General features: G+C 68.7%; 23 protein-coding genes. 15 read left to right on the top strand and 8 right to left on the bottom strand.

Annotated elements, in window-relative coordinates:
- Positions 1-7 precede the first annotated feature (7 nt).
- Positions 8-730 (bottom strand): TetR/AcrR family transcriptional regulator, encoded by a 723-nt coding sequence (locus ACODRX_RS20285; RefSeq protein ID WP_488873347.1) that lies wholly within the window; start codon positions 728-730, stop codon positions 8-10.
- Between the two features lie 156 nt (positions 731-886).
- Between ACODRX_RS20285 and ACODRX_RS20280 the strand changes: the two genes are divergently transcribed.
- From ACODRX_RS20280 to ACODRX_RS20245, 8 genes are all read left to right on the top strand, one after another.
- Positions 887-2,812: an alkyl/aryl-sulfatase gene (locus ACODRX_RS20280; protein ID WP_488873346.1), complete on the top strand. Its 1,926-nt coding sequence runs from the start codon at positions 887-889 to the stop codon at positions 2,810-2,812.
- A 32-nt stretch (positions 2,813-2,844) separates the two neighbouring features.
- Positions 2,845-3,816 carry a tripartite tricarboxylate transporter substrate-binding protein gene (locus tag ACODRX_RS20275; RefSeq protein ID WP_488873345.1) on the top strand — a complete coding sequence of 324 codons (972 nt, stop codon included), beginning with the start codon at positions 2,845-2,847 and terminating at the stop codon, positions 3,814-3,816.
- A gap of 282 nt (positions 3,817-4,098) precedes the next feature.
- Entirely contained in the window at positions 4,099-5,073 is a 975-nt protein-coding gene (locus tag ACODRX_RS20270) for a tripartite tricarboxylate transporter substrate binding protein (protein WP_488873344.1), read from the top strand.
- A 20-nt stretch (positions 5,074-5,093) separates the two neighbouring features.
- Positions 5,094-6,182, top strand: coding sequence for a Zn-dependent alcohol dehydrogenase (locus tag ACODRX_RS20265; RefSeq protein ID WP_488873343.1), 1,089 nt, complete (start codon positions 5,094-5,096; stop codon positions 6,180-6,182).
- 35 nt (positions 6,183-6,217) lie between these two features.
- A complete protein-coding gene (locus tag ACODRX_RS20260; RefSeq protein WP_488873342.1) occupies positions 6,218-7,759 on the top strand; it encodes a flavin-containing monooxygenase in 1,542 nt (513 codons plus the stop codon).
- Complete coding sequence (locus tag ACODRX_RS20255; RefSeq protein WP_488873341.1) at positions 7,756-8,715, top strand: alpha/beta hydrolase; 960 nt, start codon at positions 7,756-7,758, stop codon at positions 8,713-8,715. Before ACODRX_RS20260 ends, ACODRX_RS20255 begins: the two co-directional genes overlap by 4 nt.
- 34 nt (positions 8,716-8,749) lie before the next feature.
- Complete coding sequence (locus ACODRX_RS20250) at positions 8,750-9,502, top strand: SDR family NAD(P)-dependent oxidoreductase (RefSeq protein WP_488873340.1); 753 nt, start codon at positions 8,750-8,752, stop codon at positions 9,500-9,502.
- 120 nt (positions 9,503-9,622) lie between these two features.
- A complete protein-coding gene (locus ACODRX_RS20245; RefSeq protein WP_488873339.1) occupies positions 9,623-10,342 on the top strand; it encodes a TetR/AcrR family transcriptional regulator in 720 nt (239 codons plus the stop codon).
- A 12-nt stretch (positions 10,343-10,354) separates the two neighbouring features.
- On the opposite strand, the gene fdhE is transcribed toward ACODRX_RS20245, so the two are convergent.
- The 4 genes from fdhE to fdnG all read right to left on the bottom strand — a co-directional run bounded on the left by fdhE (position 10,355) and on the right by fdnG (position 15,987).
- Complete coding sequence (fdhE, locus tag ACODRX_RS20240) at positions 10,355-11,281, bottom strand: formate dehydrogenase accessory protein FdhE (protein ID WP_488873338.1); 927 nt, start codon at positions 11,279-11,281, stop codon at positions 10,355-10,357.
- A gap of 68 nt (positions 11,282-11,349) precedes the next feature.
- Positions 11,350-11,976, bottom strand: a complete 627-nt coding sequence (locus ACODRX_RS20235) for a formate dehydrogenase subunit gamma (RefSeq protein WP_488873337.1) — start codon at positions 11,974-11,976, stop codon at positions 11,350-11,352.
- Positions 11,973-12,908, bottom strand: coding sequence for a formate dehydrogenase subunit beta (fdxH, locus tag ACODRX_RS20230; protein WP_488873336.1), 936 nt, complete (start codon positions 12,906-12,908; stop codon positions 11,973-11,975). The genes ACODRX_RS20235 and fdxH overlap by 4 nt, the downstream gene beginning before the upstream one ends.
- A 10-nt stretch (positions 12,909-12,918) precedes the next feature.
- Positions 12,919-15,987: a formate dehydrogenase-N subunit alpha gene (fdnG, locus tag ACODRX_RS20225; protein ID WP_488873335.1), complete on the bottom strand. Its 3,069-nt coding sequence runs from the start codon at positions 15,985-15,987 to the stop codon at positions 12,919-12,921.
- A gap of 184 nt (positions 15,988-16,171) precedes the next feature.
- Between fdnG and ACODRX_RS20220 the strand changes: the two genes are divergently transcribed.
- Positions 16,172-16,756 (top strand): C40 family peptidase, encoded by a 585-nt coding sequence (locus ACODRX_RS20220; RefSeq protein WP_488873334.1) that lies wholly within the window; start codon positions 16,172-16,174, stop codon positions 16,754-16,756.
- Positions 16,757-16,779: 23 nt separating this feature from the next.
- Here the strand turns inward: ACODRX_RS20220 and ACODRX_RS20215 are convergent, their stop codons facing one another.
- The 3 genes from ACODRX_RS20215 to ACODRX_RS20205 are packed head-to-tail and all read right to left on the bottom strand — an operon-like array spanning position 16,780 to position 17,827.
- On the bottom strand, positions 16,780-16,965 hold the full coding sequence (locus ACODRX_RS20215) for a YgaP family membrane protein (protein WP_488873333.1): 186 nt from the start codon (positions 16,963-16,965) through the stop codon (positions 16,780-16,782).
- 30 nt (positions 16,966-16,995) lie between these two features.
- Positions 16,996-17,529, bottom strand: a complete 534-nt coding sequence (locus tag ACODRX_RS20210) for a rhodanese family protein (protein WP_488873332.1) — start codon at positions 17,527-17,529, stop codon at positions 16,996-16,998.
- A gap of 16 nt (positions 17,530-17,545) precedes the next feature.
- Positions 17,546-17,827, bottom strand: a complete 282-nt coding sequence (locus ACODRX_RS20205; protein WP_488873331.1) for an ArsR/SmtB family transcription factor — start codon at positions 17,825-17,827, stop codon at positions 17,546-17,548.
- 254 nt (positions 17,828-18,081) lie between these two features.
- Here ACODRX_RS20205 and cydD point away from each other — a divergent pair, with 254 nt between their 5' ends.
- The 6 genes from cydD (at position 18,082) to ACODRX_RS20175 (ending at position 25,449) form a co-directional block, all read left to right on the top strand.
- A complete protein-coding gene (cydD, locus tag ACODRX_RS20200) occupies positions 18,082-19,740 on the top strand; it encodes a thiol reductant ABC exporter subunit CydD (RefSeq protein WP_488873330.1) in 1,659 nt (552 codons plus the stop codon).
- Complete coding sequence (gene cydC / locus ACODRX_RS20195) at positions 19,737-21,473, top strand: thiol reductant ABC exporter subunit CydC (RefSeq protein WP_488873329.1); 1,737 nt, start codon at positions 19,737-19,739, stop codon at positions 21,471-21,473. Before cydD ends, cydC begins: the two co-directional genes overlap by 4 nt.
- A gap of 38 nt (positions 21,474-21,511) precedes the next feature.
- A complete protein-coding gene (locus ACODRX_RS20190; protein ID WP_488873328.1) occupies positions 21,512-23,098 on the top strand; it encodes a cytochrome ubiquinol oxidase subunit I in 1,587 nt (528 codons plus the stop codon).
- A gap of 18 nt (positions 23,099-23,116) precedes the next feature.
- On the top strand, positions 23,117-24,271 hold the full coding sequence (cydB, locus tag ACODRX_RS20185) for a cytochrome d ubiquinol oxidase subunit II (protein WP_488873327.1): 1,155 nt from the start codon (positions 23,117-23,119) through the stop codon (positions 24,269-24,271).
- Between the two features lie 20 nt (positions 24,272-24,291).
- Entirely contained in the window at positions 24,292-24,432 is a 141-nt protein-coding gene (gene cydX, locus ACODRX_RS20180; RefSeq protein WP_488873326.1) for a cytochrome bd-I oxidase subunit CydX, read from the top strand.
- Between the two features lie 105 nt (positions 24,433-24,537).
- Positions 24,538-25,449 (top strand): DUF3014 domain-containing protein, encoded by a 912-nt coding sequence (locus ACODRX_RS20175; protein ID WP_488873325.1) that lies wholly within the window; start codon positions 24,538-24,540, stop codon positions 25,447-25,449.
- The last annotated feature ends 3 nt before the right edge of the window (positions 25,450-25,452 follow it).

The following is a 25,452-nucleotide window of genomic DNA, read 5'->3' as shown; positions in this document are numbered from 1 at the left end:
GCCAGGCCTACGCCTGCGCTGCCGCTGCGGTGCGCTGCATCACCTCGGCCGAAACCGGCGCCGCCAGGGCTCCGGTGAGCATGTCGATCAGGTTCTCGATGGCGCGGTGGATGTCGAAGCTGCGCTCCGCCTTGCTGCGCCGGGCGCTCATGCGCTCGTAGTCGCCCAGCGCGAACAGCATGAAGCTGATGCCGGCCAGCCAGCGCTGCTGCAGAACCGGCGCCGGCACCTGCGGCAAGGCCAGCTCGACGAGTTCGTAGATGCGCCGAAAGCCCCGGTCCGTTTCGCTGCTGCTGGCCCGCAGGTCGCTGTCGGGGTGGATCTGCGCGGCCGCGAGGAAGCGGTTGTAGGTATTGCGCTTCTTGGTCAGCAGCCGGGTGGCCAGCGGCCACACCAGCGCTTCGACCAGCGCGCGCAGCTCGGTATGCCGGCCGGTCGTGAACAGCCGGTCGACATAGTCGTTGCGCAGCAGATTGACCTCCTGCATGCCCGCATCCAGGATGGCTTGCAGCAGCGCCTCCTTGGTGCCGAAGTGGTACTGCAGCGCCGAGTTGTTGCGGTGCCCGGCCTCACGCGCGATCTCGCGCATGGAGACAGCGTCTATGCCGCGTTCGGCGAACAGGCGCTGGGCGGTCTCCAGCAAGGCCTCGATGCCTTCCGTGCCCGCCGGCGCGCTGCCGCGTGCCGTGCGCTTGGCCGTGGGAACACTGGAGAGGGTGGGTGGAGGCATCGCCGCTGCATCGGAGGTGAAGGTCCGGCCATTGTATTGTCAAAAGCTTATTTAAGTCGATTGTTTGACTTTAATAAGTCATATGTCTTAATATCTGGCCCGTCGCGGCACCCGGGCGCCGCAATCCACGGAGGCAAGATGCAGAGCAACGAGATCATGGAAGCCGGACATCCCCCGCAGTCCACGCAGCGCAAGCATGCCCATGCGCAGACCGTCACCTTGCACCAGCGTTTGAAGCCAACGCTCGATTTCTCGGACGGCAGCGATTTCGAGGACGCCCGCAGGGGCTTCATCGGCACCATCGAGGACGCCACCATCCGCAACGTGGCTGGCCAGGTCGTCTGGAGCCAGAAGGAGTACGCATTCCTCGAAGAGCGGGACGGGCCGTTCACCGTCAATCCGAGCCTGTGGCGCATGTCGCAGCTCAACCGGATACATGGACTGTTCAAGGTGTGCGAGCGCATCTACCAGGTGCGGGGATTCGACCTGGCGAACATCACCTTCATCGAAGGCGACACCGGCCTGATCGTCATCGATCCGCTGACCTTCGAGGAGCCTGCCCGCGCCGCGCTGGCGCTGTACGAGAAGCACCTGGGCCCGCGCAAGGTGGTGGCGGTGATGTACAGCCACAGCCACCGGGACCACTATGGCGGGGTCAAGGGCGTGGTCAGCGAGGAGGACGTGGCCGCCGGCCGCGTGCAGGTGATTGCGCCGCACGGCTTCATGGAGGAGGTCATGTCGGAGTCGCTGCTGGCGGGCATTCCGTCCCGCCGGCGCGCGGAGTACCAGTTCGGCACCTACCTGGAGCCCGGTCCGAAGTCGCATGTCGACAGCGGCCTCGGCAAGGGCGTGGGCAAGGGCACGTCGGGGCTCATCCCGCCGACGCGGCTGATCGCGAAGACCGGCGAGCGCATGCTGATCGATGGCGTGGAAGTGGTGTTCCAGATGACGCCGGGAACCGAGGCGCCGGCCGAGATGAACTTCTACTTCCCCGCGATGCGGGCGCTGAACATGGCGGAGAACGCCTGCCACACGATGCACAACCTGTGTCCCATCCGCGGCGCCAAGGTGCGCGATGCGCTGGCATGGGCCAGCTACCTGGATGAAAGCGTGGAGCTGTATGCCGGCCAGGCCGATGTCTGCCTGGCGCAGCACCACTGGCCTACCTGGGGCACCGGCAAGGTGCTGGCCTACCTGGGCGAGCAGCGCGATCTCTACCGCTACCTGCACGACCAGACGCTGCGGCTGATGAGCCATGGGCTTACGCCCCGGGAGATCTCCGAGCGGCTGATGATGCCCGGCGAGCTCGCGCGGCGCTGGAATACCCGCGGCTACTACGGCGCCGTGGTGCACAACGTGCAGGCGATCTATGCGTTCTACATGGGGCCGTACGACGGCAATCCGGTTCACCTGAATCCGCTTGCGCCCGGCGATGCCGCTGCCAAATACATGGACTACATCGGCGGCATCGACAAGGCTGTTGCCCAGGCGCGTGCCGATTTCGAGCGCGGAGAATTCCGCTGGGTGGCGCAGATCATGAACCAGGCGGTCTTTGCCGATCCAGCCAACCAGGCCGCCCGGCAGCTGTGCGCCGACGCATTCGAGCAACTGGGCTACCAGGCCGAGTCGGCCACCTGGCGCAATGCCTACCTGCTCGGCGCGCGCGAGCTGCGCGAAGGCGTGCGGCCGCCCACCCAGGACAGCAACGGGATCATTGCCAGCGTCGCAGCCCAGTTGCCGATGCCGCTGTTCTTCGATTTCCTCGCCATCCGCGTCGTCGGGGAGCGGGTCGCGGGCCAGGTCCTGCGGTTCGACTGGCGGATGAGCGATGAGAACAGCTGCCACAAGCTGACGTTGAGCAACGGGGCCTTGAGCCACCGCCCGGGCTCGCACGGCCCGGCCGCCGATGCGGTGCTGCATGCCACCAGGGCGGGCCTGCTCCAGGCTTTGCAGCCAGGAGTCGGCTTCAGGCAGGCCATCGAGCGCGGTGCGCTGCGTGTCACTGGCGGTGCGGCTGCGTTGGCCGAGTTCTTCGCCGGGCTGGATACGTTCGAGCTGCTGTTCAACATCGTCGAGCCCTGAGCGGCCATTCCATTTTCAACCAGGAGGCAAGCATGTCGTCGAGACGCGATTTTTTGGTGCATCTGGGAGCCGTGGCCGCTGCCCTGGCGGGTGCCGGCAGCACGCATGCGCAGCCGGGCAGGCCGCTGGCGTTGGTGGTCGGCTTTCCGCCCGGCGGCGGGCCGGACCTGGTGGCCCGTGCGCTGGCCGAGCGCGCGCGCCGCGATCTTGAACAGCCGATACTGGTCGACAACCGCACCGGAGCCGGCGGCCGGATCGCGCTCGACTGGCTGCGCAATGCGGCGGCGGATGGCTCGAACTTCGTGCTCACGCCGGCATCGATGCTCACCGCCTATCCGCATATCTACAAGAAGCTGTCCTATAGCCCTGCCGATTTCGAGCCGGTTTGCAGGCTCTGCCAGTACCACCTGTCGATAGTCACGCGTGCCGAGGCGCCATACTCCAACCTGCAGGAGTTCGTGGCCTGGGCAAGATCGAACAAGCGGGCAACCCTTGGCGTGCCCGGGCTCGGTACCTCGCCCGACTTCGTCGGCAGTCTGCTGGCGCGGGCGGAGAAACTGCAGCTCGAACCCATCGTCTACCGCGGCGGCCCCCAGCTCACCCAGGCCGCGCTTGCGGGCGAGGTGGATGCGGCGGTGAATCTGTCCAGCAACTTCGTCGAGCTGGCCAAGGCCGGACGGCTCAAGCTCCTGGCGGTGAGCACCGCCGCGCGCTCCCGGTTTTCTCCGGATGTGCCCACGCTTGCCGAGCTGGGATATGCCGACATGGTGTTCGAGGAATATCTGGCGATCGTCGCCCGCAAGGGCACGCCCGGGCAGGCGGCGCTGCATCTGCAAGAGCTGATGGAGGCGGCCCTGCAGGACCCAGCGGTGCGCGACACCCTGCTGCGCGCCGAGTACCTGCCCGGCTTCAAGCCCGCAAGGCTGCTGGCCGCCGACCTGGCCGCACCGTCCGCGCGCTGGAAGATGCTCGTCGAGAAGACCGGCTTCAAGCCCATCGACTGATCCCGGCGCGGAACCACCCCGGACACCCGGGCCCCCCGGCAACCGGCCGGGAGCATGCCAGCCCTGCTTGCCGGGCGGCGGCTTTCCTGCGCCGGCATCCAATCCATAGCCCTTGCCGCAGAGTCGCCGCATCCGGATAAACGCTATCCGGATAAACGAGGGTGGCTGGGTGGCATTCCCTGTCTGGACAAAAATTAAATCACTTGATTTAATTTGTCTCAAGGCCTGGCTTTGCAATGGCGGCAGGACTGGTGCCAGGCATCTCAACACCAAGGAGACAACATGCAATCCACATGGATCGCGCGCCGTGCCGCGCTGCGCACGGCCGCGGCAACGGCGGCAGGCATTGCGCTGCCGTCGCTGGCGCAGCTGGGCGGTGGCAAGAAGCCGCTGCGCATCATCGTCGGGACTGCGGCGGGCGGCGCTGCGGATGTGATCGTGCGGGCGATGGCGCCAGGCATCGAGGCTGAATTGAAGCTGCCGGTGATGGTCGAGAACAAGCCCGGCGGCCAGTCGGTGATTTCGCTGGAGGCCTTGGCGGCGCAGCCGGCCGATGGAAATACGCTGCTGTACATCTACAGCGGCTACGTGGCCACCGAGGTGACGCAGCGCCTGTTCGACCTGGACAAGAGCACCGCGCCCCTGACCCGGGTCGGCACTTCGCGCATCGTGCTGCTGGTGCGCGGAGGTTCGCCTTTCCGCTCCTTGCGCGAGATGTTCGACTTTGCCCGCGCCAACCCCGGCAAGCTGAACTATGTGACCTTGGGCGATGCCGGCCTGGAGCACCTGAAGATGGCGCAGATCACCCGGGCCGCCGGGGTCGTGGCTACGGCCGTGCCCTACAAGACCGGGCCCGATGCGCTCAAGGACCTGGTCGGTGGCGCGGTCGACTGCTACATGGCGCCAGCCCTGTTCGCCAAGATGTATGCGCCGTCGAAGCGGGTGAAGGCGCTGGCGGTGTTCGATGCCCAGCGCTGGGCCGATTTTCCCGAAGTGCCCACCCTGCAGGAAGCCGGCATCCAGGTTGATCCGCTGCGGTACTGGGGCGGCTACGTGGCCCGCGCGGGTACGCCGCCCGAGACCGTGCAGCGCCTGTCCAAGATGTTGGGGCGCGTGGCCCAGCTGCCCGAGGTGCGGGAGCGTTTCGAAGGCACGGGGCAGTCGGTGGATGTGGAGGACGACCCTGAGAAGTTCCGCCGCCAGATCCAGGGCGACAAGGCTTGGATCGCCGATGCCTACCGCCTGATTCGTACTTGATTTGAAAAAGGAGTCACCCTATGAAAGCCGCAGTTCTGGAGAAATTCAACCAGCCCTTCGTCATCCGCGACATCGAACTGGCAGCGCCGGGACCGGGCGAGGTGCTGGTGCGCACCGCCGCCGTGGGCATCTGCCACAGCGACATCCACATGCAGGAGGGCATCCGGCCCAACCTGCCCTTGCCGGCCGTGCTTGGCCACGAGGTGTCGGGCGTGGTCGAGGCGGTTGGCAGCGGCGTGCGCGATCTGCAGCCGGGCGACCATGTGGTGGGCACGCTGGCGGCGTTTTGCGGCCATTGTCCGCACTGTATCGCGGGCCGCCTGGTGCTGTGCCAGGACACCAGCGTCAAGCAGCCGCCGGGGCAGGCGCGGCGTTTGCGCGCGGGCGCCGCTGCCGTCAGCCAGGTCTACAACCTGTCGGGTTTTGCCGAGAAGATGCTGGTGCACCGCAGCACCCTGGTGCGTATCTCCAAGGAGATGCCACTGGACCGCGCCGCCTTGCTGGGCTGCGCCTTGACGACCGGGGCCGGCGCGGTGTTCCGCACCGCGCAGGTGCGCCCGGGTGCCAGCGTGGCCGTCATCGGCTGCGGCGGCATCGGGCTGGCGGCGATCAATGGGGCGCAGATTGCCGGCGCGGCGCGGGTCATCGCGATCGACCGGCTGCCGCACAAGCTGGAGCAGGCGCGGCGGTTCGGCGCCACCGACACCATCGACGCCTCTAGCGGCGATGTGGTGGAGCAGGTGCGGCAGCTGACCGGCGGCGGCGTGGACTATGCGTTCGAGTGCATAGGCCTGCCGGCCACCGTCGAGCAGTGCTGGGCCATGCTGAAGCCGGCCGGGGTGGCCACCATCCTGGGGATCTTTGGGCCCGGCGCCAAGGTCAGCGTCGCCGGCATGGACCTGCTGCAGGAAAAGCAGCTGCGCGGCTCCATGCTGGGCTCGGTGCGGCCCCCCGAAGACATTCCGGCGCTGGTCGATCTCTATCTGCAGGGCCGGCTGAAGATCGACGAGCTGATCTCGCGCCGGATTGCGCTGGAGCAGATCAACGAGGGCTTCGAGGCGCTGCGCCGCGGCGAGGCGACCCGCTCCGTCATCGTGTTCGACCTGTAGTTCTCCCGAACCCGCCATTCTTTCCAGGAGCGCCCATGCCTTCTTCCTCCCAGGTTCACGCCCATCCTGCCGCAGAGTGCCTCGATGTGCTCTTCATCGGCGCCGGCATCTCCGGTATCGGCGGCGCCTACCACCTGCGCCATCAATCGCCCCAACACAGCTTCGCCATACTCGACGAGCAGGACAGTTTTGGTGGCACCTGGTGGACGCACCGCTATCCCGGCATCCGCTCGGACAGCGAGCTCTACACCTTTGGCTATCGTTTCAAGCCCTGGGTCGGGGCGCCGATCGCCACCGCGGAGGAAATCCTCAAATACCTGGGCGAGGTCGTCCAGGAAAACGGCCTGGAGCAGCATATCCGCTACCGGCACAGGGTGCTGGGCGCCTCCTGGTCCACGCGGGATGCCTGCTGGACCGTGAAAGGCGTGCGCACCGACACCCAGCAGCCCTTCACCCTCCAGGCCCGGTTCCTGTGGATGGGGCAGGGCTACTACCACCATGACAAGGGCCATATCCCCGAGTGGCCCGGCATGGCGGACTACCGGGGCCAGCTGATCCATCCGCAGCAATGGCCTGAGGACCTGGACCTCGGCGGCAAGCGCGTGGTGCTGATCGGCTCCGGCGCCACCGCGGCCACCATCATCCCGGCGATCGCCGGACGCTGCGCGCATGTGACGATGCTGCAGCGCTCGCCCACCTATTTCAAGACCGGGCGCAATGCCGACGAGCTGGCCGATATGCTGCGTGGCCTGTCCGTGCCCGAAGCATGGGTGCATGAGATCGTGCGCCGCAAGCTGCTCAAGGAGCAGCAAGAGGTGGTGGAGGCGGCATTCTCCCAGCCCGAGGCCCTGCGCGAGCGGCTGCTGGCAGGCGTGCTCGAACACCTGGGCTCGCAGGACATGGTGGACCAGCACTTCACTCCGCGCTACCTGCCCTGGCGCCAGCGGATCGCCTTCGTGCCGGATGGCGATCTGTTCAAGGCCCTGCGCTCGGGTGCGGCTGGCGTCGTCACGGACGAGATCGAGCGCTTCGAGCGCGATGGCATCCGCGTGAAGTCGGGCGAGCTGCTGCAGGCCGACATCGTGGTGGCCGCCACCGGCCTCGAGCTGGCGGTCATGGGCGGGATCGCATTCAGCGTCGACGGTCGGCCTGTCGACTTTGCCCAGACGGTGATGTACCGCGGCGCGATGTTCACCGGCGTGCCCAATCTGCTCTGGGTCTTCGGCTACTTCCGTGCGAGCTGGACGCTGCGGGTGGACCTGCTGGGCGATTTCTTCTGCCGTTTGCTGGCTCTTATGGAGCGGCGGCAGGTGGCGCAGGTCACGCCCGGGCTGCGCCCCGAGGATGCCGGCATGCAACTGCTGCCCTGGGTCGAGCCGTCCAGTTTCAATCCGGGCTACCTGATGCGCGTGATGGACCGCATGCCGCGCCAGGGCTGCCAATCGCCGTGGCAGCACACGCAGGACTACTGGCGCGACAGCGAGGAGCTGCCCGCCGCCAGCTTGGACGACGGGGCACTGGTCTTTGCGGGCAGGGCGCGCGCCTGCCGGGACCTGGCCGGCGAGGCTGTGCGATGAGCCGGGGACAGTCCAAGGCGGCAGCGCTGGAGCCATGGCTCATGCAGCTGGCGCGGCTGGCTGAAACCCAGCCTGCGCTGCACAGCTTGGCGCCGCAGGCGGCGCGCGCACTGGTGGCAGAGCGCTTCGGCGCCATGGCTGCGGCGGCGCATGTGCGCCAGGTGCTGGAGGTAGCGATCCCCGGCCCCGCAGGAGCGCTGGCGGCCCGGATCTACCTGCCCGATGCCCCAGGGCCATGCCCCGTGAGCCTGTACTTCCACGGCGGTGGCTTCGTGCTGATGGGCCTGCAGACCCATGACGGCATCTGCCGCCGGTTGTGCGAGATCAGCGGCAGCTGCATCGTCTCGGTGGACTACCGCCTGGCGCCGGAAAACCCGTTTCCCGCGGCGGTGGACGATGCGATGGCGGCGCTGCGCTGGGTGGCTTGCGAGGCCCGCTCCTTCGGCGCCGACCCGACGCGGCTGGCGGTTGCCGGTGACAGCGCCGGCGGCAATCTTGCCACCGTCACCGCGTTGCGCACCCGTGACCAGGCGGGCCCTGCGCTGCGGGCGCAACTGCTGTTCTACCCGGTCGTCGACTGCGCGGGCTGCGGCGTGGCCTGGCAGTCGTGGTCGGACCATGGCAAGGGCTGCGGATTGACGGCGCAGACCATGCTCTGGTTTCGCGACCAGTATCTGCCCAGCCAGGAGCATTGGTCGCATCCCTACGCCTCGCCGATCCGGGCTCCGGGGCTGCACGGCCTGCCGCCGGCGCATATCGTGACCGCCGGATACGACATTCTTCGCGATGAAGGCGAAGCCTATGCGGGCGCGCTGGCCGCCGCCGGCGTGGCAACCACGCTGGTGCGCTATCCCAGCCTCAACCATGCGTTCCTGCATTGGACCGACCAGGTCCCGCCGGCAATGCAGGCATTGCGCCAGGCCGGCCTGTGGCTGCGCTTTGCCCTGAATGCCTAGGCGGTGGCGCCTGTCTTGCAACGGAGGATTTTTCATGCGCATGGTCAACAAGAACGTCGTCATCACCGGAGGGGCCAGCGGCATCGGGCTGGCCACCGCCCGCCGCTGCACCGAGGAGGGCGCCCATGTCGTGATCGCCGATCTCGCTGCGAGTGCCGGCACTTTTGCGGCCGCGCAGGCCGCACACGCCTGCTTGAGCCAGGCCCGCTTCATTGCGACCGATGTCGGCTCGTCCGGCAGCGTCGATGCGCTCTTTGCCGCGCTGGCCTCTGGCGGGGAGGCGGTGCACTGCGTATTCAACAATGCCGGCATCGCCTTGGCCGGCCCGGCAGTCGATCTGCGCGACGAAGACTATCTGCGCGTGCTCGACGTGAACCTGCATGGTGTGTTCCGCGTTGCCAGGGCGGCCCTGCGGCTGATGTGCGCGCAGCGGCACGGCAGCATCGTGAACTGCGCCTCGGTGCTCGGATCGTCGGGGCGGCCGGGAGCCTCGGCCTATTGCGCCGCCAAGGGCGGCGTGCTCAACCTGAGCCGCGCCCTGGCCCTGGAGGCCGCACCTTTCCAGGTGCGCGTGAACTCGCTCAGCCCGGGCTTTGTCGATACCCCGCTGCTGGCCGCGATGCCTCCCGGGAAGCGGCAGGCCTTGCTGAAGCTGCACCCCATGGGTCGGCTGGGGCGGGATAGCGAGATCGCGGCCGCCGCGGTGTTTCTGCTGAGCGACGAGGCCAGCTTCATCACCGGCAGCGATCTGGTGGTGGATGGCGGGTATTGCGCAGGCAAGGACTGAATTTTTCCGGCCTCGGCGCCGGATACACTCGCTGCGTTGATTCAAGCGCGAGGACGAGAAGTGGGACGGCGTACTGCAGCGGACCAGCCGGATGCCGGGCCGGCGAAACCGGAAAAGGCCATGAAAACCCGTGAGCGCCTGCTGCTGACGGCGGAGCGGCTGATTGCGGAAGAGGGCGTGGCCCAGGTATCCATGCGCCGCATCAACGCAGAGGCCGGGGCCCGCAATCTCTCGGCGATCCACTACCATTTCGGCTCCCTGGAAGGCGTGATTGCCGCCATTTTCGACTACCGGGCGCCGATGGTGGAGCGGCGGCGCAGCCTCATGCTCGAAGCGCTGCTGCGCGGCCCAAGGCCGCCCGGCCTCGAAGAGGTTCTGCGCCTGGCGGTGTGGCCGCTGGCGGAAACCATGCTGAGCGGTGCCGAGGACAACTACTACGTGCGCTTTCTCTCGGCGATCAACCGCGTGCCCCGGCTCGATACCTGGGATGTGGTGCCCCGGCGCAATCGCCGCAGCATCATGCGCTGCTATCTGCTGCTGCGGCGCATGCCGTTCGCGGCTCCGGCGGACATCCTGCACTTGCGCATCATGATGGGACTGCGCGAGATGTTCCACGTCCTGGCGGATGTGGATCACAATGTGCGCGAACGCCATCCCGAGCTGCGCGACCCGCTTGTGGTATTCCATGCGAACGAGCTGGTCACCAAGCTGATGAGCGCGCTGCAGGCGCCTGTGAGTGAAGCCTCGCAGGCGGCGCTCGGCGTGTTGCGGGCCAGCGCCTTGCCCGGGGCGGCGCCGGCTTATGGCGTGGACTCGATCCTGTTTGCCAAGCCGCGCTGAGCCGCGCCTGGCCTACTGGGGTTCGGCCACCGCCACGTACAGCAGCGGGTTGCCGCTGGCGCGCTGGAACGCGGTGTCGCTCATCAGCAGGTCGAGGGTGAGCGTGGCCAGGTCGTCGGCCAGCGGTTCGGCGAAGGGGTCTTTCTCCTGGTTCACCAGCTTGCGGTAGCTGCCGCATTCGTCGCAGGTCTCGGCCACCACCACGTCCTTGCTGCCTTCCACCGCCTGGTAGCGGATGCCCTTGGTGGATTCGCAGTGCGAGCACTTGACGCGCACCATGTGCCATTCGGTGGCGCAGCAGCCGCAGTGCAGGTAGCGGTGCCCGGCGGCCTGGCCGCCGATGCGCAGCACCGAGGCCACCGGTTCGCTGCCGCAGACCGGGCAGACGGTGGCCGGATCGGCGTAGGGGATGTCGGCCGCGTCGAGCTGGCTGGCGCGCAGCGCGAATACCACTTGCAGCGCCGCCATCACGAAGGGCGCCAGGCCCACGTCGCGCGCCGCCAGCTCCTTGGCGAGCAGGCGCTGGGCGATGGCGTCGCGGCCTGCCGCGTCCAGGGCCTGCAGCTCGCCGATCAGCGGCTGCAGCGCGGCCGGCAGGCCATGCTCGCCCGACAGCTCCTGCAGCATGGTGCCGAGCACCTGCTGCCAGGCGGGGGCTAGCTGCTCGGCGGCGGGCAGCAGCGGCATGCCGAACTCCCGCGCGCGCGCGATCGCCGCCGCATCGGGCGCGGGCGGCCGCAGCGTTTGCGCCGCGCTGTGCTGCGCATCCACGAGGTGGGCCACGAAGCGCAGGTAGTCGGCGATGGGGTTGCCGTCGGCCAGCTGGCGCAGGCGCGCGGCGCGGTCGCGGAACACGGCCTGCGGCTGTGGCAGCACGGCGTGGGGGAAGCTGGTGCGGTCCAGCGATTCGATGTCGCCGGGTTGGAGAATGCGTTGCATAGGGGTCCGGAAATGAAAGCGGCAGCATCCGGGCGGATGCTGCCGGCATGGTCAGCCCATGGCGGGGATCAGTCTTTCTCGCCGGTCACGCGGCGCAGCCACAGCGGGTGGTGGTGGCGTGCCCAGGCGCGGGTCACGGTGCCGCGCACCATGGCGCGCATCGTACCCTTGGTCCAGATGGCCGCATAGACATGCAGGATGATCAGGCCGATCATCCACACGGCGGCAATCGCGTGCACCAGGGCCGCGGCGCGCACCACGCCTACCGGCAGGTTCCACCAGGCGCGCCACATCAGCACGCCAGTGACGGTGATCACCAGCATGCCGATCACCAGGCCCCAGAACAGCAGCTTCTGGCCGCCGTTGTACTTGTCCTGCTCGGGCATGGGGTGGTTGGTGTCGGCGGCGAGCTTGGGCACCTGCTTGAGCCATTGGATGTCGCGCTCGCGCACCAGGTTGGCGCAGGCAAAGCGCAGCGCCAGCACCAGGAAGCACAGTGCCATCAGCACGCCGATGTAGGGGTGGAGGATGCGCGTCCACGGGCCGCCGCCGAAGAGCTGCGTGAGCGGGAAGAACGCCGGGTGGAAGAACGCCAGGCCGGACAGCGCGAGCAGCACGAAGCAGATCGCCACGATCCAGTGGTTGGCGCGCTCCGAGGCCCGGTAGCGCACGATGTCACGGGGGTTGCGGTTCATACGCCTGTCTCCTTTCGCGGATCGGTGCCGGACTCGGCCAGCGCCCGGCGCGCCTCATCCTCTTCCAGCTCCTCGGGCACCTCTTGCGGGCCCTTGGTGATGTAGTGGAAGAAACTGCCCACCGCAGCCACGCCCAGCGCGGCCATGGCCAGCGGCTTGGCCACGCCCTTCCACAGGCCGACCATGGGGCTGATCCTGGGGTCGTCGGGCAGGCCGTGGTAGAGCGAGGGCTTGTCCGCATGGTGCAGCACGTACATCACGTGCGTGCCGCCCACGCCCAGCGGGTCGTACAGGCCAGCCTTGGCGAAGCCGCGCTCCTTGAGGTCGGCGATGCGGGTGTCGGCCTGGGTCTTCATGCCTTCCTTGGTGCCGAACATGATGGCGCCGGTCGGGCAGGTCTTGACGCAGGCCGGCTCCTGGCCCACGGCCACGCGGTCGGAGCACAGCGTGCACTTGTAGGCCTTGTGGTCCTTCTTGGAGATGCGCGGAACGTTGAACGGGCAGCCGGTGACGCAATAGCCGCAGCCCACGCAGTTTTCCTGGTGGAAGTCGACGATGCCGTTGCTGTACTGGATGATGGCGCCGGGCGACGGGCAGGCCTTGAGGCAGCCCGGGTCTTCGCAGTGCATGCAGCCGTCCTTGCGGATCAGCCATTCCAGGTTGCCCGACTCCTCGTTCTCGTATTCGGTGAAGCGCATCACCGTCCACGAGTTCTCGGTCAGATCGTTGGGGTTGTCGTACACGCCGTGGTTGCTGCCGACTTCGTCGCGGATGTCGTTCCACTCCATGCAGGCCGATTGGCAGGCCTTGCAGCCTATGCACTTGGAGACGTCGATCAGCTTGGCCACTTCGCCCGAGTGCGGCGAACGCGCGCTGGGCGAGGGCGTGGTGGTGGCCGAGCGGCGCTTGATATCGAGGGATTGCAGTGACATCGATACCTCCTTATGCCTTCTCGACCTTGACCAGGAAGGTCTTGAACTCGGGCGTGTTGGTGTTGCCGTCGCCGACGAAGGGCGTCAGCGTGTTGGCGATGAAGCCCGGTTTGGTGACCCCCTTGAAGCCCCAGTGGATCGGGATGCCGACGTGGTGCACCGGCTTGCCCTCGATCTGCATCGGCTTGATGCGCTTGGTGACCACCGCCACCGCCTTGATGTAGCCGCGCTTGGAGCTGACCTTGACGCGGTCGCCCGCGGCAATGCCGATCTCCTTGGCCAGCGCCTCGCCGATCTCGACGAACTGCTCGGGCTGCGTCACCGCGTTCACCAGCGCATGCTTGGTCCAGTAGTGGAAGTGCTCGGTGATGCGGTAGGTGGTGCCCACGTGCGGGAAGTCGGCCGCCTTGCCGAAGCTGTCCCAGACATGCGGGAACACGCGCGCCGCCGGGCTGCTCGTGGCCTTGGGGTTCTTCGGGTGCAGCGGGTTGTAGCCCAGCGGCGTGTCGAAGGGCTCGTAGTGCTCGGGAAACGGCCCTTCGGCCATGCCCTTGCGCGCGAAGAAGCGCGCCACGCCCTCGGGGTTCATGATGAACGGACCGGTGCCGGCCTCGGGCTTGATGGCCGCACCGTAGTCGGGCACGTCCGCGCCGCCCCAGGCCGAGCCGTTCCAGCGCACCAGCACGCGCTTGGGGTTGAAGGGCTTGCCCTGCAGGTCGGCCGAGGCGCGGTTGTACAGCACGCGCCGGTTGGCCGGCCAGGCCCAGGCCCAGTTCAGCGTGTTGCCGATGCCGGTGGGATCGCTGTTGTCGCGCCGCCCCATCTGGTTGCCGGCCTGCGTCCAGGCGCCGGCATAGATCCAGCAGCCGCTCATGGTGCTGCCGTCGTCGCGCAGCTCGCCGAAGCCCGAGACCTGCTCGCCCGCCTTGCGCAGCACCTTGGAGGGGTCGGCCGGATCGGTCAGGTCGGCCAGCGCGCGGCCGTTGTACTCCTTGGCCAGCTCTTCGGAGCTGGGGTGCCTGGCCTGGGCATAGGGCCACCAAAGGTTGAGCATGGGGTCGGGGAACTTGCCGCCGTCCTTGCGGTACATCTCGCGCATGCGCAGGAACAGCGTGGACATGATCTCCACGTCGGTCTTGGCCTCGCCCGGCGGCTCGGCCGCCTTCCAGTGCCACTGCAGCACGCGCGACGAGCTGACCACCGCGCCTTCCTCCTCGGCGAAGCAGGTGGTGGGCAGGCGGAAGACCTCGGTCTGCACCTCCTCGGTCTTGATGTCGTTGAACTCGCCGTAGTTCTTCCAGAACTCCGAGGTTTCGGTGGCCAGCGGGTCCATGACGACCAGGAACTTGAGCTTGGCCAGGCCGGCGCGCACGCGGTTCTTGTCCGACAGCGCCGCCAGCGGGTTGAAGCCCTGCGCCAGGTAGCCGTTGACCTTGCCTGCGTTCATCAGGTCGAAGATCTGCAGCATGTCGTACTCTTTGTCGAGCTTGGGCAGGTAGTCGAAGGCCCAGTTGTTCTCGGCCGTGGCGGCCGAGCCCCACCAGGCCTTCATCAGGCTGACGTGGAACTTGGGGTAGTTCTGCCAGTAGCTCATCTGGCCCGGGCGCAGCGGCTTCTGGGTGCGCGCGGCGATGTACTTGCCATAGTCCTGCTCGGCCTGCCGGGGCAGCGTGAGGTAGCCCGGCAGGCTGGCCGACAGCAGGCCCAGGTCGGTCAGGCCCTGGATGTTGGAGTGCCCGCGCAGCGCGTTCATGCCGCCGCCGGCCACGCCGATGTTGCCGCACAACAGCTGCACCATCGCGCCGCAGCGCAGGATCTGCGCGCCGATGGAGTGCTGCGTCCAGCCCAGCGCATACATGATGGTGGCCGCGCGGCCCGCCACCGCGGTGCTGGCGAACTGCTCGCACACGTGCAGGAACTTCTCCTTGGGCGTGCCGCAGACGCGCTCGACCACCTCGGGCGTGTAGCGCGAGTAGTGGGCCTTGAGCAGCTGGTAGACGCAGCGTGGGTCCTGCAGCGAGGGGTCGGTCTTGACGAAGCCGTCCTCGCCCAGCTCATAGTCCCAGGAGCTCTTGTCGTAGCTGCGCTTTTGCTCGTCGTAGCCGGAGTAGATACCGTCGTCGAAGGCAAAGTCGGCGCGCACGATGAAGCTCATGTCCGTGTAGTTGCGGACATACTCGTGGTGGATCTTGTCGTTGCTGACAAGGTAGTTGATCACCCCGCCCAGGAAGGCGATGTCCGAGCCGGAACGGATCGGCGCGTAGAAGTCCGCCACCGAGGCCGAGCGGTTGAAGCGCGGATCGACCACCATGAAGTGCGCCTTGTTGTGCGCCTTCGCTTCGGTCACCCACTTGAATCCGCAGGGGTGTGCTTCGGCGGCATTGCCGCCCATGATCAGGATAACGTCCGCATTCTTGATGTCGACCCAATGGTTCGTCATCGCTCCACGGCCAAACGTCGGGGCAAGACCTGCCACCGTCGGGCCGTGTCAGACACGGGCTTGGTTGTCGAATGCGAGCAGGCCCCAGGAGCGGGCGACCTTGGCGGTGAGATAGCCGGCCTCGTTGCTGGAGGCCGAGGCGGCCAGCATGCCGGTGGAAGTCCAGCGGTTCACCGTGAGGCCGTCTTCGGTCTTCTCGATGAAGTTCGCGTCGCGGTCGGCCTTCATCAGGCCGCTGATGCGCTCGAAGGCCTCGTCCCATGAGATGCGCTTCCACTCGCTGCTGCCGGGGGCACGGTACTCGGGGTACTGCAGGCGGTTGGGGCTATTGATGAAGTCCAGCAGGCCCGCGCCCTTGGGGCACAGCGTGCCGCGGTTGACCGGATGGTCCGGGTCGCCCTCGACGTGGATCGCTGCCTGGCGGGAGTTCTTGCCGCCATCGCCGAGCGCATGCATCAGGATGCCGCAGCCGACCGAGCAGTACGTACAGGTTTGCCGCGTGACCGTGGTCGCGGCGAGCTTGTACTGGCGGACTTCGGCAAGCGCGGTGGCGGGCGAAAAGCCCATCACCGCCAAGCTCGATCCCGCCAGCGTGGAGCCGGTCACTTGCATGAACCGGCGTCTGGAGAGTTGCACCATGGGGCGTCCTCGCTTTCGTGGAAGGAGGTTATAAAAATGATTCGGCAGACAACCATTCTATCGTGCATATAGGTTTTTCCTAGTGGGGCAAGCCTGCTGATCGGCCCGCGCATGGAGTGGCGCCGTGCCGGGAAAAACACATTCAGATTCACTGGATTAGCCACGATTGTGAATAATGTGCTTCATGATGAACGCGATGCACGCCGCCAAGAGCGGCCAGGATGGTGGCCAAAGCGGCGCCGGCACGGCCTCGCGCCGCGAATGGTTGTTGGGTGCTGTGCTGTCGGCGGGCGCGCTGCTGGCGGGCTGCGCCTCGCGGCCCCAGGCCGCGCGCTCCGGCGGCGCCAGCGTCGCCGGCGTCGCCGGCGTGAGCCTGGGGCTCGACAGCCAGCTGCGCGAGCCGCTGTATGCGCGGCTGATGATGGTGGTGAACACGCCCTACACCTATGGCGGCAACACGCCCGAGGGCGGCTTCGACTGCAGCGGGCTGGTGCTGTATGCGATGCGGGGCATCACCGAGCGCCGGCTGCCGCGCACCACCGCGCAGTGGGCGACCGTGAGCGCGCCCATCGACCCCGGCCGGCTGCAGCGCGGCGACTTCGTGTTCTTCAACACGCTGGGCGGGCGCTATTCGCACATGGGCATCTACGCCGGCAACGGGCAGTTCGTGCATGCGCCGTCGACGGGCGGCATCGTCAAGACGGTGGCCATGGACAATCCCTATTTCAGCAAGCGCTTCACCGAGGCGCGCACGGTGTTTGTCGCCTGAGCCCAGCCGGTGAGGCGGCTGGCCTATCTGCTGCAGGTGCGGATGCCCAGCAGCGTATACAGCGGGCAAAAGCGTACGATGCCGGTGAGCAGCGGGATCACGCCCAGCCATCCCCACCAGCCGAGGACATGGGTGGCGGCCAGTGCGATGAGCACCAGCCCGGCGACGATGCGCAGCAGGCGGTCGAGGCCGCCGACGTTGGATTTCATGATGTTTCTCCTCTGAGTGGTTGATCCGGATCAGGCCGCCGCCGCGCGGCGGTTCCAAGGCATCTTCATCAGCAGGCGGGCCATGCCGCAAAAGCCGGTCAGGCCGGCAAAGACCAGCCCGCAGCCGACAAAGCCCGGCAGCAGGTAGAACCACGGCGACACCGCCGCTCCCAGCGCGGTGCCGGCGGCCACCAGGCTGCCGGCGGCAATCTGCACCTGGCGCTGCAATTCCAGTGGGCGCGAGGCATCGCGCAGCACTGGCAGGCCGGCTTGCTTCCAGCCGTCGAGGCCGCCTTCGAGCACGTAGGCCTCGCCGCCGGCGCAGGCGCACAGCGCATCGGCATGCATGCGGGTGCGCTGGCCCGAGCGGCAGTGAAAGACGATCACCGCATTGGCGTCTTTGAGCGCCAGCGCGGCGGCGCTCAGCTGCTCCAGCGGAATGCAGCGCGCCTGGGCGATGTGCTCGCGCGCATGCTCGTCGGGCTGGCGGATGTCGACGAGCGTCGCGGCGCCGCGCTCGAGCAGGGTTTGCACTTTCTGGGGGGAGAGGGTTTGCAGGGGCATGGCAGGCCTCGGTGGTTCAGGGGCAGAAGATGTCTTTGAGCGTGGCGATCAGGCGCGCCACGTTGGGGTTCTCGATGCGGTAGTACAGGGTCTGGGCTTCGCGGCGAAAGCTCACCAGCCCTTCTTCGCGCATGCGCGCCAGGTGCTGCGACAGCGCGGACTGGCTCAGCGGCACCTGTGCAAGCAGCGCGCCCACGGTCATCTCTGTGTGGGCGAGCAGCAGGCACAGCACCAGCAGCCGGTGCTCGTTGCCGACGGCGCGCAGCAAGGCCGCGGCCTGGGCCGCGCCCTCTTGCATGAATGTCTGTTGCGGGTCATGGCTTGACATATTTAATTAAGTAAAATCTAATTTAGCATATTCTAATTAATAAAGGGAGCCCCTGTTTTCGCCAGCGTCAACGCCTACCTTGGAATTCGCGCCAGACCTTGATGTACATCAAGCAAGGCGCAGATGGGTGGCTGTGGCTATGGAAAACCCGTATATGGGCGCCGACAATGGATGGCGACAGGAGTCCGGCGGCATTTCCCTGAAGTGTCGCCGCAGCCGCAAGCATGAACCCAAGCCCACCGCCGTCGATCCAGCTGCCCGCGCCGTCCCCGGTCGGCACGGCGCTGCAATGGGCCGCCGCGCTGCTGTGGCTGCCCCAGGCCGCGCTGCTGGCCTGGTCGGTGCAGCAGATGGCGGCCGGCCAGCCGCTGCGCAGCCTGCTGGCGGCAGCGGCCGGCGTGCTGGCGCTGGGCGTGCTGCGCGCCTGCTGCGAAGGCCAGGGCATGCTGCGCGCCAACCGTGCCGCGCGTGCCGTGCTGGGCCGGCTGCGCGCCCAGGTGCTGCAGGCCCTGGCCCAGGCCTCGCCGCTGGACAAGGCGCGCGCCGCCTCGGGCCTGGCAGCCAGCGCGCTGGCCGAGCAGGCCGAGGCGGTGGTGCCGTGGCTGGCGCGTTACCAGAGCGCGCTGTGGCGCGTGCGCATTGTGCCGCTGGCGATCGCCGCGGCGGTGGCCAGCCAGAGCTGGCTGGCGGCCTTGATCCTGGTGGTTGCGGCGCCGTTGATTCCCCTGTTCATGGCCATCGTGGGCTGGCGCGCCCGTGCCGCCAGCGAGGAGCAGCTGGTGCAGATGGGCGGCATGAACGCCTTCTTGCTCGACCGCCTGCGCGGCCTGGGCAGCTTGCGCGCGCTGGGCGCGGTCGAGGCTTCGGCGCTGCGGCTGCGCGGCCATGCCGAGGCGCTGCGCCAGCGCAGCATGCGCGTGCTGCGCATCGCCTTTTTGTCGTCGGCGGTGCTGGAGCTGTTCTCTGCGCTGGGCGTGGCCATGGTGGCGGTGTACGTAGGTTTTCACCTGCTGGGCATGCTGCCGTTCGGCGCCTGGGGCCAGAGGCTGAGCCTGGGCCAGGCGCTGTTCGTGCTGCTGCTGGCGCCCGCGTTCTTCGAGCCGCTGCGCGATCTGTCGGCGGTGTGGCACGACCGCGCCGCCGGCGAGGCGGCGCTGCAGGCGCTGGACGGCCTGTGCCGGCAGGCGGCGCCGATGGTCGGCGGCATGGCGCCGGCCGCGGACAGCGGCACGGCGGCCATGTCGGTCGAGGTCTTCGACCTGCAGGTACAGGCGCCTGGCGGCGAGACGCGCCTGGCGCCCTTGAACCTGCGCGTGGCGGCGGGCGAGCATGTGGCGCTGTGGAGCCCCAGCGGCAGCGGCAAGTCGGTGCTGCTGGCGCAGCTGGCGGGCCTGGCGCCGGTGCAGCGGGGCCGGGTGCGGATCGATGGCCGGCCGCTGGATGCGCAGACCGCGGCCGCGCTGCGCGCCGGCATGGCCTGGATGGGCCAGCAACCCCATGTGTTCGCGGGCTCGGTGCAGCGCAATATGGCGCTGGGGCGGGCACATGTCGGCGCCTCCGAGCTGCGCGCCGCCGGCGAGCAGGCGGCGCTGGGCGCGGTGCTGCAGGCCCGCCCGGGGATGAGCCTGGGCGAGGGCGGCAGCGGCCTGTCGGGCGGCGAGGTGGTGCGCCTGGCGCTGGCGCGTCTGGCGCTGAACCGGCATGCCGGGCTGCTGCTGGTGGATGAGCCCACCGCCCACCTGGACCCGGAGACCGCGGCGCAGGTGACGCAGGCCCTGCTGCGCATCGCCGCGGGCCGCACGCTGATCGTGGCCACCCATGATGCGCAGCTGGCGCGGCGCATGGATCGGGTGATCGAGCTGCCGGCGCGGGAGGCGGCATGAAGCCGGGCGGCAGGCGCAGTGCGTGCGGTGTGCGCGGCATCCATGCCGCAAGCCGCCTGCTGCAGGCCCTGGACGCGATGGCCGGGCGCCGGCTGTGGCTGGGCGGCGCCTTGCTGGCGGCTGCGACGGTGCTCATGGGCATGGCCTTGCTGGGCCTGTCGGGCTGGTTCATCACCGCCACCGCGCTGGCCGGGCTGGCACCGGCGACTGCGCTGGTGTTCGATGTGTTCATGCCGTCGGCCGGCATCCGGCTGCTGGCGCTGGGGCGCACCGGCGCGCGCTATGCGGAGCGGCTGGTCACGCACGATGCCACGCTGGCGGTGCTGGCCGCGCTGCGCGAGCGGCTGTTTCGCCACTGGTCGCGGCCCCAGGCGGCGCGCCAGCTGCTGCTGCGCCCGGCGCGGCTGCTGCAGCGGCTGAGCGCCGATGTGGATGCGCTCGACAGCCTGTACCTGCGCCTGCTGGTGCCTGGCGTGGCGGCGCTGGGCGCCGCGCTGTTCAGCGCGCTGGCGCTGGGCGCCATGCGCTGGTGGCTGGGGCTGCTGGCGGGCCTGTGGCTGCTGCTGGCCGGCTGGGGGATTGCGCTGTGGCATGGCCTGCGCACGCGCAAGGCGGCAATCCGCCGCGCCCTGGCGCTGGAGGCCATGCGCCTGCGCAGCGTGGATCTGGTGGCCGGGCAGACCGAGCTGGCGATGGCGGGCCGGCTGCCGGCGCAGCTGGCGGCAGTGCTGGCCTGCGACGCCCGCGCCGCGCGGGCCGACGAGCAGCTGTACCGCGCCGAGGCCCGCGCCGCGCAGGCCTATGGCGTGGCCGGCGCGCTGGGCCTGGGCGCGGCGCTGCTGGCCATGGGCTGGCTGGTGGAGCGCCAGCAGATCAGCGCGGCGCTGGCCGCGCTGGGCATCTTGCTGGCGCTGTCGGCGATGGAGCCTTTTGCCGCGCTGCGCCGCGGCGCGGCCGAGGCGGGGCGCAGCTGGCTGGCGCTGCGCCGCCTGGGCGCGGCGGCCATGGCGCAGCCCCAGGCCGATGCAGCGACCCCGGCACAGCCGCCGGCCGGCATGGCGCTGCAGCTGCAAGATGCCTGTGTGGCCTACCCGGGGCAGCCGGCGGCCCTGGGGCCGCTGCAGCTGAGCCTGCGCACTGGCGAGCGCGTGGCGCTGATCGGCGCCAGCGGTGCGGGCAAGAGCAGCTTGCTGGCGCTGATCGCGGGCGAGCTGCCGGCCGCGTCGGGCAGCGTCGCGGCGCTGCCGTGCAGCTGGATGACGCAGCGCACCGAGCTGTTCGCGGACAGCGTGCGCGACAACCTGCGCCTGGCGGCGCCCGGCGCGGACGATGCCGCGCTGTGGGGCGCGCTCGATGCGGCCGGGCTGGCGGCGGACGTGATGGCCTTGCCGCCGGGGCTGGATACGATGCTGGGCGAGGGCGGGCTGGGCCTGTCGGGCGGGCAGGCGCGGCGCCTGGCGCTGGCCCGGCTGCTGCTGCACCCGGCGCGCTGCTGGCTGCTGGACGAACCCACCGAGGGGCTGGATGCGGCCACCGCGCACGATGTGCTGCAGCGCCTGGCGCAGGCGGCCCGGGGGCGCACGCTGGTGCTGGCGACCCATTGGCGGCGCGAGGCGCGGCTGGCCGATCGGCTGCTGTGGCTGGAGGGCGGGCGCATCGCCGGGCAGGCGCGGCGCGGCACGCCCGGGTTCGAGGCGGCGCTGGCGCGGCTCCGGCCCGATGGTCAGGATTGAATCCCCATGTTTGAAAGACTCAGAGAAAGGAGTTCGCCATGAACCTCGATATCGTCGATTTGTCGCGGCTGCAGTTCGCGATAACGGCGCTCTACCACTTCCTGTTCGTGCCGCTGACGCTCGGGCTGTCCATACTCGTCGCCATCATGGAGACGGTGTATGTGATGACCGGCCGCGCGATCTGGCGCGACATGACCAAGTTCTGGGGCGTGCTGTTCGGCATCAACTTCGCGATGGGCGTGGCCACGGGCGTGGTGATGGAGTTCCAGTTCGGCATGAACTGGAGCTACTACAGCCACTATGTGGGCGACATCTTCGGCGCGCCGCTGGCCATCGAGGGGCTGATGGCCTTCTTTCTGGAGGCCACCTTCGTCGGCCTGTTCTTCTTCGGCTGGGAGCGCATGAGCAAGGTGCAGCACCTGGTGGCGACCTGGCTGGTCGCGCTGGGCTCGAACTTCTCGGCGCTGTGGATCCTGATCGCCAACGGCTGGATGCAGAACCCGGTGGGCGCGGCCTTCAACCCGCAGACCATGCGCATGGAGGTGACCGACTTCTTCGCGGTGCTCACCAACCCGGTGGCGCAGGCCAAGTTCGTGCACACGGTGTCGGCCGGCTATGTGACCGCAGCGCTGTTCGTGCTCGGCGTGTCGGCCTGGTATTTGCTCAAGGGCCGGCATGTGCACCTGGCCAGGCGCTCGATGACGGTGGCGGCCTCGTTCGGCCTGGCGGCGGCGCTGTCGGTGGTGGTGCTGGGCGACGAGAGCGGCTACCTCTCGTCCGAGCACCAGAAGATGAAGCTGGCCTCGATCGAGGCCATGTGGGAGACCGAGCCGGCGCCGGCCGCGTTCACCGCCTTCGGCTTTCCCGACCGCGCGGCGCGCGAGACGCATTTCGCGGTGCACATTCCGTGGGTGATGGGCTTGATCGGCACGCGCTCGCTGACCACCGAGATCCCCGGCATCGGCGATCTGGTGCAGCGCGCCGAGGGGCTGATCCGCACCGGCATCGATGCCTATGACGCGCTGCAGACCATCCGCGAGGCCAAGTCCGACGCCGCCATCGACCCGCAGGCCCGCGCCCGCTTCGAGGAAAAAGGCGCCGCGCTGGGCTATGCGCTGCTGCTGATGCGCTATGTGGACGATCCGCGCCAGGCCAGCGATGCGCAGATCCACCAGGCCGCGCTGGATACCGTGCCGCCGGTGGGGCCGCTGTTCTGGACCTTCCGCGTCATGGTCGGGCTGGGCATGTTCTTCATCGTGCTGACGGCCACCTTCCTGGTGCTGTCGGCGCGCCACCGGCTCGATGCCTATCCCTGGCTGCTCAAGGTGGCGGTGTGGGCGATTCCGCTGCCCTGGATCGCGGCCGAATGCGGCTGGGTGGTGGCCGAGCTGGGCCGCCAGCCCTGGATCATCGAGGGCGTGCTGCCCACGGCCATGGCGGTTTCCAACCTGGGCGCGGGCACGCTGGCGCTGACCATCGCCGGCTTCATCCTGATCTACACCGTGCTGTTCGTCATCGAGATGAAGCTGCTGCGCAAGGCCATCTGCAAGGGGCCGCAGCAGCTGAGCGAGCCGCACCTGAGCCTGTACGAGCCCATGATCGAGAAGCTGGCGCGTGCGCGCTGAGCGCGAGGAGGAATCGAAATGATCTTGCATGAACTGATTTCGTACGACGTGCTGCGCGTCATCTGGTGGCTGTTGCTGGGCATACTGCTGGTGGGCTTCGCGGTGACCGACGGGTTCGACCTGGGCGCGATGGCGCTGCTGCGCGCCACCGCCAAGAGCGACGTGGAGCGGCGCGTGGTGATCAACACCGTGGGCCCGGTCTGGGAGGGCAACCAGGTCTGGCTGATCCTGGGCGGCGGCGCCATCTTCGCCGCCTGGCCGCAGCTGTACGCGGTGTCGTTCTCGGGCTTTTACCTGGCCATGTTCGCGGTGCTGGTGCCGCTGATCCTGCGCCCGGTGGCCTTCAAGTTCCGCAGCAAGCGCGAGGAGCCGGGCTGGCGCAACGCCTGGGACTGGGTGCTGTGCCTGGCCGGCATCGTGCCGGCGCTGATCTTCGGCGTGGCGGTGGGCAATGTGCTGCTGGGCGTGCCGTTTCGCCTGGCGCCCGATCTGCGCATCTACTACGAAGGCACGTTCTTCGGCCTGCTCACGCCGTTCGCGCTGCTGTGCGGGCTGGTGTCGCTGTGCATGCTGCTGATGCACGGCGCGGCCTGGCTGGTGTTCAAGACCGAGGGCGAGGTGGCGGCCCGCGCCGCCCGCTGGGGCGCGCTGGCCGCGCTGCTGACCACGGTGCTGTTCGCGCTGGCCGGCGTGTGGCTGGCCAATGGCATCAGTGGCTATGAGATCACCAGCGCCATCAACAGCACCGGCCCTTCGAACCCGCTGCTCAAGAGCGCGGCGGCGGTGCCCGGCGCCTGGATGGCCAACTTCAAGGCCCAGCCGCTGCTGTGGCTGCTGCCCGCGCTGGGCCTGGTGCTGCCGCTGCTGGGCGCGCTGGGCCTGCGCGGGCGCCGCGAATGGCTGGCGCTGCTGGCCAGCGGCCTGGCCATCGCCTGCATCATCCTCACGGTGGGGGCGGCCATGTTCCCGATGATCCTGCCTTCGTCGCTGGAGCCGCGCTTCAGCCTCACGGTCTGGGATGCGTCGTCCAGCCACCTCACGCTGTTCATCATGCTGGTGTGCGCGCTGGTGTTCGTGCCCATCATCCTGGCCTACACCTCGTGGGTGTACCGCATCCTGCGCGGCAAGGTGGACCCGGTGGCGATCGCCACCGGCCAGGGCCATTCCTACTGAAACGAACTGGAGGACCAAGCATGTGGTACTTTTCCTGGCTCCTCGGCCTGCCGCTGGCGGCGGCCTTTGCCGTGCTCAACGCGATGTGGTTCGAGCTGATGGACGACGAGGCGACGCGCCGCCGCATTCTCGAGCGCACCGGCTCTGGCCCCGAGGCCTGAGCTGGTTGCGGCTGGCGCTGGCATGCAACCAAGGGTGATGCCTGCGGCGTGGATCTGCAAATGGGCTTATGGTAGGGGACATTCGCTTTTGTGGAGTGTGCCCCCATGCAAGACTTCAACCCGCACGAGCCCGTGTCCCGCCAGTACCAGCGCCAGCGCCGCGGCAGCGGCCCGGGCAAGGCCGCCGCGCTGGCGCTGGTGCTGGCCGCCGCCGCTGGCTATGGCTGGTGGAAATACGGCCGTGCCCCGGACGGCCCGCCGCAGGAGCCGCCGGCTCCCGCGGCGGCCAGTACAGCTCCCGAGCCGGCTGCGCCGCCGCAGGTCGCCCAGCTGCCCGCGCCCGAAGAACACCATCCGCTGGAGCCTGCCGCAGACGCCCAGGGCAACCCGCCGCTGGCGCCCGATGCCGGCGCCAGCTTCGACAGCACCGTGGCCGCATGGCTGGGCCGCGAGCGCAGCCTGCGCTTCGTGGCCACCGAGGGTCTGGCGCGGCGCATCGTTGCCACCATCGACAACCTGCCGCGCAGCCATGCGGCGGCGCAGCTGTGGCCCTTGCATCCGGTGGGCGGGCGCATGGCGGTCGAGGGCAGCGCAGCGGATCTGCGCATCGCCGCCGGCAACGCGGCGCGCTATGGCGCGGTGGTGGATTTCGTGGCCGGGCTCGACCCCGCGCCGGCCGCCGCCCTGTACCGGCGCGTCTACCCGGTGCTGCAGCGCAGCTACGAAGAGCTGGGCTACCCGGGCAGGCATTTCAACGACCGTATGGTGGCGGTGATCGACCACCTGCTCAAGACCCCCGAGCCCACGCAGCCGCTGGCCCTCAAGCTGGTGCGGGTGCAGGGCCAGGCGCAGAACCAGGTGGCGCCGCAGCAGCCCTGGCTGCGCTACGAGTTCGCCGATCCGCAGCTGGAGGCGCTGTCCGCCGGGCAGAAGATCCTGCTGCGCATGGGCCCGGAGCACGAGCGCCGCATCAAGGACAGCCTGCGCGCCTGGCGCGCGCAGATCGCCAGGCCTTAGCCA

It is taken from the genome of Comamonas sp. FG99 (assembly GCF_057808605.1).
This window is presented reverse-complemented; position numbering and strand designations above follow the sequence as displayed.

Bases quoted from the DNA above. Each gene is read 5' to 3' on its own strand.
- ACODRX_RS20285 (WP_488873347.1), bottom strand. From the start codon at position 730: ATGCCTCCACCCACCCTCTCCAGTGTTCCCACGGCCAAGCGCACGGCA.
- ACODRX_RS20280 (WP_488873346.1), top strand. From the start codon at position 887: ATGGAAGCCGGACATCCCCCGCAGTCCACGCAGCGCAAGCATGCCCAT.
- ACODRX_RS20275 (WP_488873345.1), top strand. From the start codon at position 2,845: ATGTCGTCGAGACGCGATTTTTTGGTGCATCTGGGAGCCGTGGCCGCT.
- ACODRX_RS20270 (WP_488873344.1), top strand. From the start codon at position 4,099: ATGCAATCCACATGGATCGCGCGCCGTGCCGCGCTGCGCACGGCCGCG.
- ACODRX_RS20265 (WP_488873343.1), top strand. From the start codon at position 5,094: ATGAAAGCCGCAGTTCTGGAGAAATTCAACCAGCCCTTCGTCATCCGC.
- ACODRX_RS20260 (WP_488873342.1), top strand. From the start codon at position 6,218: ATGCCTTCTTCCTCCCAGGTTCACGCCCATCCTGCCGCAGAGTGCCTC.
- ACODRX_RS20255 (WP_488873341.1), top strand. From the start codon at position 7,756: ATGAGCCGGGGACAGTCCAAGGCGGCAGCGCTGGAGCCATGGCTCATG.
- ACODRX_RS20250 (WP_488873340.1), top strand. From the start codon at position 8,750: ATGCGCATGGTCAACAAGAACGTCGTCATCACCGGAGGGGCCAGCGGC.
- ACODRX_RS20245 (WP_488873339.1), top strand. From the start codon at position 9,623: ATGAAAACCCGTGAGCGCCTGCTGCTGACGGCGGAGCGGCTGATTGCG.
- fdhE (WP_488873338.1), bottom strand. From the start codon at position 11,281: ATGCAACGCATTCTCCAACCCGGCGACATCGAATCGCTGGACCGCACC.
- ACODRX_RS20235 (WP_488873337.1), bottom strand. From the start codon at position 11,976: ATGAACCGCAACCCCCGTGACATCGTGCGCTACCGGGCCTCGGAGCGC.
- fdxH (WP_488873336.1), bottom strand. From the start codon at position 12,908: ATGTCACTGCAATCCCTCGATATCAAGCGCCGCTCGGCCACCACCACG.
- ACODRX_RS20220 (WP_488873334.1), top strand. From the start codon at position 16,172: ATGATGAACGCGATGCACGCCGCCAAGAGCGGCCAGGATGGTGGCCAA.
- ACODRX_RS20215 (WP_488873333.1), bottom strand. From the start codon at position 16,965: ATGAAATCCAACGTCGGCGGCCTCGACCGCCTGCTGCGCATCGTCGCC.
- ACODRX_RS20210 (WP_488873332.1), bottom strand. From the start codon at position 17,529: ATGCCCCTGCAAACCCTCTCCCCCCAGAAAGTGCAAACCCTGCTCGAG.
- ACODRX_RS20205 (WP_488873331.1), bottom strand. From the start codon at position 17,827: ATGCAAGAGGGCGCGGCCCAGGCCGCGGCCTTGCTGCGCGCCGTCGGC.
- cydD (WP_488873330.1), top strand. From the start codon at position 18,082: ATGAACCCAAGCCCACCGCCGTCGATCCAGCTGCCCGCGCCGTCCCCG.
- cydC (WP_488873329.1), top strand. From the start codon at position 19,737: ATGAAGCCGGGCGGCAGGCGCAGTGCGTGCGGTGTGCGCGGCATCCAT.
- ACODRX_RS20190 (WP_488873328.1), top strand. From the start codon at position 21,512: ATGAACCTCGATATCGTCGATTTGTCGCGGCTGCAGTTCGCGATAACG.
- cydB (WP_488873327.1), top strand. From the start codon at position 23,117: ATGATCTTGCATGAACTGATTTCGTACGACGTGCTGCGCGTCATCTGG.
- cydX (WP_488873326.1), top strand. From the start codon at position 24,292: ATGTGGTACTTTTCCTGGCTCCTCGGCCTGCCGCTGGCGGCGGCCTTT.
- ACODRX_RS20175 (WP_488873325.1), top strand. From the start codon at position 24,538: ATGCAAGACTTCAACCCGCACGAGCCCGTGTCCCGCCAGTACCAGCGC.